This window comes from Collinsella aerofaciens (assembly GCF_032584215.1).
Taxonomy (GTDB): Bacteria; Actinomycetota; Coriobacteriia; order Coriobacteriales; family Coriobacteriaceae; genus Collinsella.
The window spans coordinates 65,508-71,507 of sequence record NZ_JAWHPN010000012.1 but is presented as its reverse complement, the minus strand read 5'-3'; the positions used below and the strand labels follow the sequence as shown (position 1 = coordinate 71,507).

Below are 6,000 nucleotides of genomic sequence, written 5' to 3'. Positions count from 1 at the left end.
ATTTCCCCGGACAGGACCACCTTTGCCGCCGAGACCTTGAACTGCCTGTCGTATCGCTTTCTTCTTTGGGTCATCTTGAACACCTTTCGCTCTTAACTAGGTGTCCAATTCATCATACCCACTCCACCAGCGCGGAGCGAAACTCGGCCGGCGTGCGGCCACCGAGCGCATCGCTGCGCCTCTCCGTATCGTATCGGCCGATCCAGCCCCCGAGCTCCTCGATGAAGCGGGAGGGGTCCATTCCGACCAGTCCCTGCCGTGCCAGAACTCCTTCTTGAGCAGGCCGAAGAAGCCCTCCATCGCCGCGTTGTCCGGGCTGCAGCCCTTGGCGGACTGGATTGGCTAAACTGATGTGGACAGATCCGGGAGGGGCGCAAGAGACGGGAGGGACTGCCTGGGTACGGCGCCTGTCAACTCGGTTTACGTCTTTGATGACCGGGTCGTACTCAATATCAACTTCACGGATGATGCCAAAACGGTCACCCGTGAGGAAGTGTTGGGTTCGAGTGCTGTGGACAATGTTCCATCATGCTGGGATCGAACTCGCTAGCCGAAATCACGCGGTACCCGTGACGCAGCAGCAGATCGACAAAAACACCGTTGCCCGCGGTTAGCGTACCGCTAAAGGTGCCATCGTAGACGCGACCCGCACCGCACGAGGGGCTACGGTCCTGCAAGACGCACGCAGCTATCTCGGACGGACCGCCTGCCTGCTCACACATATAGAGCGCACGTTGGGCACCAAGGCGATACTCGCGATCGACCGAGATGCCCTCGCAGGTACGAACCTCGCCGTTAACAATCTCGGACGGCTTGCGCGGCGTGGGCAAGCCACCAAAAACCTCAGGGCATACCAACAGGACCTCGGTCCCCGTGCGTTCGCACGCTTCGACCAGCTCGCGATGGTAGTTATCGAGCCCGTTATACTTGCAGCTCTCACCCATCAAGCAGGCGCTCACTACGATTTTCATATACAACTCCCCCACGCAAAACGCCCCATTTGAGATGCACACTCAAATGGGGCGATTGACACTGCGCAACTAGTATTACTGCTGCTTCGGCATCAGCGGATTCTCGCGCGTGAGGAGGTTCATAAACTCCTCGCCCGTGATCGTCTCCTTCTTGTACAGATAACGAGCCAGCTCGTGGAGCTTAAACTTGTTCTCCTTCAGGATCTGCAGGGCGCGGTCGTGCGCATCCTCGATCAGCTTGGCGACAATCGCGTCCACGCGCTCGGCCGTACCGGGGGCGCAGGTGAGCGACGTGTCCTGGTTGAGGTACGCATTCTGAACGGTACCGAGCGCCATCATGCCAAACTCGTCGGACATACCAAAGCGCGTCACCATGTTGCGGGCGAGCTTGGTGGCCTGTTCTATATCGTTGGCGGCACCGGTCGTCATCTCGCCAAAGATGAGTTCCTCGGCCGCACGGCCGCCGCAGTAGACGGCAAGCTTGTCCAAGACCTCCTGGCGTGTCGTCAGGAAGCGCTCGTCCTCCTCGACCTGCATGGTATAGCCAAGAGCACCGCTCGTGCGCGGCACGATGGTGATCTTGGTAACCGGCGCGGAACCCTTTTGGCGGGCAGCGACGATGGCATGGCCGATCTCGTGGTAGGAAACGACCTGCTTCTCGTGGTCGGAAAGCACCGTGGACTTGCGCTGCTGGCCGGCAATGACGACCTCTACCGACTCCTCAAAGTCATCCTGGGTTGCACGCTTGCGACCCTCACGAACGGCGCGCAGAGCGCCCTCGTTGATGATATTGGCCAGGTCGGCGCCCGAGGCACCGGGCGTGGCGCGGGCAATCGCGGTCAGATCGATCGGCGGCTCGGTCTTCACACTCTTGGCGTGGAGCTCGAGGATGTTCTTACGGCCGGTCAGATCGGGCAACTCGACGGGGATGCGGCGGTCAAAACGACCGGGGCGCAGCAGCGCCGGATCGAGACTGTCGGGGCGGTTGGTTGCGGCAAGGACAACGATACCCTTGTGGTTATCGAAGCCATCCATCTCGGTCAGCAACTGATTGAGCGTCTGCTCACGCTCGTCGTTGCCGCTAAAGCCGCCGCCATCGCGCTTCTTACCGATGGTATCAATCTCATCGATAAAGACGATACACGGGGCCTTTTCCTTGGCCTGCTTAAACAGGTCACGAACCTTTGCAGCGCCGCGACCAACAAACATCTCAACGAACTCAGAGCCCGAAATGCTAAAGAACGGAACACCGGCCTCGCCGGCAACAGCCTTGGCAAGCAGGGTCTTACCGGTACCCGGAGGGCCAACAAGAAGAGCACCGCGCGGCAGCTTGGCGCCGATCTCCTCGTAGCGCTGCGGCTTCTCCAGAAAGTCGACGACCTCCTTGAGAGACTCCTTGGCCTCTTCCTGGCCAGCGACGTCCTTAAAGGTCACGCCCACGTCCTTGGAGGCGATCACGCGCGCGCCGGACTTACCCAGTCCGCCGCCGCCAAAACCGCCGCCGCCAAAGTTCATCGACGGGCCGTCATCGCCCATGGCCTTCTTCATGCGGCGGTTGAGCCACCAACCGATGAGGAAGAAAATCGCCATGGGAAGAATAAGGGTGAGCAGGTAGTAGGTCATCAAACCCGAGTTTTTATCGGGAACGACCGACTCCAGCGAAGCGCCAGACTCAAGCACGCGATCGGTAAAGCCCGCATCGTTCGGCACACCGGTCGTCTTATAGGCGATGTTCTCGTCCTCGCCCTTCTTGGTGTAATAAATCGAGTAATCGTCCGTGTTGTACTCGACCTTGTCGACACTCTTCTTATCGAGCGCCTTGACAAACGTCGAGTAATCGGTCTTCGTAATCTGCTGCGTGTGACCGATGTTGGGGAACAGAACGGTCGAGAGCACGAGGTAGACGACGAAGGCGATGAGCACGTAGAGGATCATATTCCGTCTACGCTTGTTGTCATCCATCTCCATCTGCTTGAACTCCATCTACTGGGGTTGATAATGCTTTCTAGAATACCCAACCCGGACGGCGATAAACCGACGCCGGGCACGAAAGGACAGAGATGGCATCACTGTAAGTCGGCAAGGTTCAAATCTATACAGGCGACGGCAAGGGCAAGACGACGGCTGCGCTGGGGCTCGCGCTGCGCGCGACGGGCTACGGACTCGACGTTCTTAGGCTGCAGTTTGCCAAGAAACTTCACTGCGCCGAGCATGATGCGGCGCCCCGTTTGGGTCTGCGCATCGTACAAGCCGACCGCGACACGCCCGAGGCCTGCGCGGCGCAGATCATGGAGCTCGCATGCGTGCAGATATCACAGGTCGATGTTCTGATTTTGGACGAACTCGGCGAGGCCATGCGCCGAGGTTTCGTGACGCGCAAGGATGTGGAGGGGCTGATCGCACTGAAGCCTACCACCACAGAGCTCGTGCTCACCGGTCGCGGGCTGCTGCCGTTGGCCGACCTCGCGGACTTAGTCACCGAAATGCGCCCCGTCAAACACTACTTCGACGAAGGCCTCTTAGCCCGCCAAGGCATCGAATACTAATTGATCCGAAGGGGACGGAGGAAAACGGATCATCGACATCGCGACGGAGAGCAATGATCCATTTTCCTCCGCCCCAAGGGATCATTAGGCGGTGGCGCGGCCGAGCCAGTTGCCGCTGTGGTGGTAGATGGTGAACATCGTGGCGGTGATGAGCCAGGTTACGGGGTAGACCAGAAGCAGGTGCTCAAGCGACGGATCGAACGGCATAATCGCAAACACCCAGATCACCCTGAGCACGACGGTGCCAAAAATCGTGAGCAGCATCGGCTGCAAGCTCACGCCGGCACCGCGGATGGAACCCGAGGCGTTCTCGATAATCGAGAAAATCGCATAGAACGGCGCAATGAAATGGAGGATGGTCGTGGTGTACGCCGAAATCGAAGCATCGTCGACAAACAAACGCGACAGCGGACCCGAGAACACCAGCAGCACGGCAGACAGGCCACCAATGAGCATAAACGACAGCACGAGCGACGTATGGTAGCCCTTGCGCATGCGCTCGTAATTGCGCGCGCCAAAGTTCTGCGCCGAGAACGTAGTGATCGATACGCCGAGCGCCTCGGTCACCATCCAGATAATGCCATCCAGGCGCCCAGATAGACCCCAAGCAGTCGTGACATCGGCGCCAAACGAATTAACCGACACCTGGATCAGCACGTTCGAAATCGAATAGGCAGCCGATTGAAAACCGAGTGGCAGACCACACGAGATCATACTCTTGCAAATACCGCGATCGATGCCGAGCTTAGACAGCGAAAGACGCCATGCACCCGGAGCGTGCATCATACGAATCACAATCATCGTGGCGTTGGAGCAAATGGTCAGCGCCACCGCGATGCCGCAGCCCAGAGCCTCCATATGAAGCACGGCAACGAAGATGACATCCAGCACCGCATTAACAAGGCAGCCGGAAGCGATGATCACAGCAGGCCCGCGCGTGTCGCCCACGGCGCGCAGCAATGCCGTTCCCATATTGAGCAGCAGTGCCGCAACCATCGCGGCAAAATAACAGCGAGCATAGGCCACACCCTCGGCCAATAGTTCATGCGGCATGTTCATAAGCACCAGCATGGGCTCAACGAACACTATGCCAAGAATCGAGAAAACGATACCGCCCACCAGCGCGAGCGTCATGGCTGTATGGACCGAACGACCCAGTCGCTCATCATCGTGCTGGCCAAAATACTGACCGGTAATGACCGCGCAGCCGGCGCCGACGCCAACGCAAAAGCCAATGCAGAGCTCGGTGAGCACCATCGTGGCTTGAATGCCACCCAGCGCGAGCTTGCCGCCAAACTGGCCAACGATATACGTACCGATAAGCGTGTAGGCCTGCTGAAAAAACGAACTAAAAAAGATGGGAACGCACAGCGACAGCAGCTGTTGCCAAATGACACCCTGCGTTACATCGATAGCCGTAGATTTCTTAGCCACACGCCCTCCCCGCCAGCGTACGTCAAACAACATAACGGCAATTTAAGACCAAAGCCAATACTAGCTTAGCACCGACTGGCGGCGACCGAAACACCCCGAATTAGAGCACGGTGCGGAAAACTGCCTAGTGATACAAACCTGGCTGGTAGTGATACTCATTACTCACGTGCGGGCACAGCTGCCAAAAGGCGACGGCGCTCGCCGCGGCCACGTTGAGCGAATCGACCCCGTGCGCCATCGGAATACGCACGGCTCGGTCGCAGCCCGCAATGGTCTTGGCGCCCAAGCCAGCACCCTCGGTGCCCATAAAGATTGCCAGGCGATCAATCTCCTGCAGCGCGGGATCGTCCAACGATACGGAATCGTCCGTCAACGCCATGGCGGCACACGAAAAGCCGGCATCGTGCAGCGCCGCCAGCCCATCTTGCGGCCATACGCGCGCCTCGCTGTCAATGCGCGTCCAAGGCACCTGGAAAACCGTGCCCATGCTCACGCGGGCCGAGCGACGGTACAGCGGGTCACAGCAAGTGGGGCTCACCAAAATGCCATCGACGTTCAGCGCAGCCGCCGAGCGGAAAATCGCGCCAACATTGGTGTGGTCGACAATACCCTCAAGCACGCACACGCGCACCGGACGATCCCCCGCCGCCTCGACGACGCCGCCCAAGAACTCATCAACCGGAATCTGACGCGGGCGACGGAACGCCGCCAGCGCGCCGCGCGTCACGTTAAAGCCCGTCAACTGCTCCATGAGCTCCATGGAGGCCACGAACACGGGAACCGGACCCGCTCCCTCGCGCACGACAAGCTGGTCAAACAGCGGCATCATCTGGTCGAGCCAGCGCTCGCCCAAAAGAAAGCTCACCGGCTGGTATCCGGCACGCACCGCGCGCTCGATAACCTTGGCGCTCTCGGCGATAAAGATGCCCTTTTGCGGCTCCAGCACACAGCGCAGCTCGCGCTCGGTCAGCCGCACGTAGGCATCGAGCCGCTCGTCCTCGAGCGAATCAATTCGCAGAACCTCAACGGCATCAGTCATAGCAGCCAGC

Annotated in this window: 5 protein-coding genes; 1 reads left to right on the top strand and 4 read right to left on the bottom strand. The window is 59.3% G+C overall.

The window, feature by feature from the left end:
* Window positions 1-479 precede the first annotated feature (479 nt).
* Together RX395_RS05090 and ftsH are read right to left on the bottom strand one after the other, a co-directional pair.
* A complete protein-coding gene (locus RX395_RS05090) occupies window positions 480-971 on the bottom strand; it encodes a 2-thiouracil desulfurase family protein (protein WP_316365950.1) in 492 nt (163 codons plus the stop codon).
* 75 nt (window positions 972-1,046) lie between these two features.
* Entirely contained in the window at window positions 1,047-2,939 is a 1,893-nt protein-coding gene (gene ftsH / locus RX395_RS05085) for an ATP-dependent zinc metalloprotease FtsH (protein WP_171021520.1), read from the bottom strand.
* 122 nt (window positions 2,940-3,061) lie between these two features.
* Between ftsH and RX395_RS05080 the strand changes: the two genes are divergently transcribed.
* Window positions 3,062-3,517, top strand: a complete 456-nt coding sequence (locus RX395_RS05080; RefSeq protein ID WP_316365954.1) for a cob(I)yrinic acid a,c-diamide adenosyltransferase — start codon at window positions 3,062-3,064, stop codon at window positions 3,515-3,517.
* Between the two features lie 84 nt (window positions 3,518-3,601).
* Here the strand turns inward: RX395_RS05080 and RX395_RS05075 are convergent, their stop codons facing one another.
* A complete protein-coding gene (locus tag RX395_RS05075) occupies window positions 3,602-4,951 on the bottom strand; it encodes an MATE family efflux transporter (protein WP_316365948.1) in 1,350 nt (449 codons plus the stop codon).
* 124 nt (window positions 4,952-5,075) lie between these two features.
* On the bottom strand, window positions 5,076-5,990 hold the full coding sequence (locus tag RX395_RS05070) for a TrmH family RNA methyltransferase (RefSeq protein WP_316365946.1): 915 nt from the start codon (window positions 5,988-5,990) through the stop codon (window positions 5,076-5,078).
* Between the last annotated feature and the right edge of the window lie 10 nt (window positions 5,991-6,000).